This is a genomic window from Haloferula luteola (assembly GCF_014201715.1).
Taxonomy (GTDB): domain Bacteria; phylum Verrucomicrobiota; class Verrucomicrobiia; order Verrucomicrobiales; family Akkermansiaceae; genus Haloferula; species Haloferula luteola.
In genome coordinates this window covers 1-2,408 of record NZ_JACHFD010000063.1, presented here as the reverse complement: position 1 = coordinate 2,408, position 2,408 = coordinate 1, and the positions used below count along the sequence as shown (strand labels likewise).

Sequence of the window (2,408 nt, the reverse complement as noted above, 5' to 3'; positions counted from 1 at the left end):
ATGGGTTTTCCGTGTTGGTGTTGTTTGTTCCACACGCCATCGTAACGGATGGCACTACCAACGCGGAGCCCTTTCATGCCTACTGACCCCTTTGATTGATTGAGACCCCTTTGACATCATAACAAGCTCCCTGGCTCCGCCTTGGGGGACCACTTCACTGACTGGGTGGCCTCCGCTTTTGCGCCAGCCCTACGACGCTCGGCCACGCAAAAAGGCGCGAACGAGGATGATCGCGACCCCGAAAACAGCGATTGCGCCAAGCACGAGCGGCCACGCTGGGATTTCGCTCAAGGTCGTCTCGGGCTGAGAGGTTTCGTCTTCACTAGCCAAGGCGAGATTGCGCGGAGCTTCGATTTCATTACCATTATTTAACGACGCAGGAGAACCAACGATCTCGCTGCGAGTTCCCTTCAAAAATACGCCAGGCTCTTGTCTCATAAATCGACTAGGCCCCTTTGAGCTTGAAGGTTCATGGGCCAAGATGGCCTTGATGGTTGAAGGTGCGGAATCAGCACTCTCCTCAATTGCTACCGGAGTTGATTCTAAAATTCTGCCAGATGAACCGATCACGAGAAGCTCTGCAATTGCTTCACCTTCAAGCAAGAGAGATTCGGCCGCCGCAACTGTAGTTTCTGGAAGAGAGTTAGCATGCGCCTGGACTGCAATAAACTTCCCATCAACCCTAGTCATTTCGTATCCAATTGGCGAGCCGTTGAATGGATCGGTATCGCTATCCTCCCAAACTCTCGCATGGATTGACGCCATATCTCGAAATCTCTTTGGGGACTTGCCTCGACTGGGAATTACTCCGTAGTCTTTTACAACTAAAGCAGCCTCTTTAAGCAAGAGTATAGCTTGATCGTTTGAAACTTGTCTCGAAGTGTCGATCGCCGCTAGTGCGTAGTAGTAGGCGCCTTGCGCTTTTTTGTCTTCAGACTCTTTACGCCAAGCGTTTTGCAACAAGCCAAAGGTTCTTGCCACGCTGCCGGATGATCCGTCGCCGTATATTTCGGATTCCCAAGCGGCGTATGCCTCTTGATATGGAGACAACTGCTGCTCTTGCGCTCTCAAGCCGTGAGTCAGCAGCACTAGCCAAATAGTTAATGGAAATAAAAGCTTCATGGTTGTCCGGATTTGTCTGATCGAATAGGCCACAGCTTGTTGCTTCCTACTGCGTTCCAGTGAAGTCCCTTCTCCAATGCGCTGTTCACACGATTCATGTAATCACCAACGCCGCCGCCGTTATACTTTTCGGTGGCATAATCCCACGCCGACCAGTCTTTAAATCGATACTCGGGCTCCTCAATCCCGTCGATTACATCATGGGGGGCTTGGTTGCGCTTTCCCCAAGTCCAATTCGGATTTGCTTCGATGTTGGCAGGCAATCCAAATGCTTTGACGTAAAGCCAGAGAGTTCCCCATTTAATTGCCTCTTGGGTGCTGCCGATATTAGCCTGCGGGTAATTGAGCTTCTTGTAACGAGCATCCGCGGCAGGTTTTTTTGGATGAACCAAATCTAAGTCCCACTGCTCCGGGTTTCCTTGGATTGTTTCAAGAACATCGTCGTCTGGATGCCCAATGGTGAGAATGTCGTGAGGCCGAGCCGCTTTATTCTGCACCAGTGCTCCAACATTGCTTTCCGCAACCGAAATAGCTTTCAGTCGATCAACGGTATCGATTGGGTGAACATAGAACTCCCCCCAATGGTCGGCTGCATCAATAAATTCTTGATCGTATTGATTGGGGTCATGGTTATAGAATCCGGGATATGGGATCGCATATTTGCGGATGCGCTCTTTGATCGTGTATCCAGGTGAGGTGAAGTCTATTTTACCATCGGTGGAATTCATCTTGATCGTCAATTTCCCGTGGCTGTTAAAAACCGCTCGGATGGTTCTTTCCCCATTGTTAGAAGCCTTGAGCAGGAATTGCGTCTTGTCTGGCCTCACGGTACCATCATCCTCTATTTGGCCAAAATCAAACATTTGGACGTCTCCCCGATCAGGCAGGTTTTCAGTGCGCATAGCCTCCGGTTCAATACTCAAATCAACCGTCCAGTCCGCATTGCCAATCGGTGGAACCTTGATGCGGATGTCGACAATCTCATCACGGAGCATCGTATCGACTCCGGGATTCACAGCCTGACCTGTGGCGGGGTCGATTTCGGTGTGAATGATCTCAAACTCCACCGGCAGGAGGTCCACATCATACCGCATCTCATTCTCGAAGGTCCCTTCGTTCGCTTCCAACGGGTCCAACACCACGCCCGTTTCCGACACGTTCTCCCCTGCACGAACCGTCAGCTTCACCACCTCGGGGTCGCCTAGCGTGACTTTCGTCGCTTCGTCGATTTTCACTTCCAGCCACGTCCCTTCGTTTTGGTAGTCCAAGGTCGAGGCTTTCGTCGC

Annotated in this window: 2 protein-coding genes; both read right to left on the bottom strand. The window is 51.1% G+C overall.

Annotated features, from left to right (window positions below):
- Positions 1–189 precede the first annotated feature (189 nt).
- A complete protein-coding gene (locus tag HNR46_RS20410; protein ID WP_184022540.1) occupies positions 190–1,122 on the bottom strand; it encodes a hypothetical protein in 933 nt (310 codons plus the stop codon).
- On the bottom strand, positions 1,119–2,408 hold a 1,290-nt coding region (locus tag HNR46_RS20405), incomplete at its 5' end, for a hypothetical protein (protein WP_184022538.1). The genes HNR46_RS20410 and HNR46_RS20405, both read right to left, overlap by 4 nt.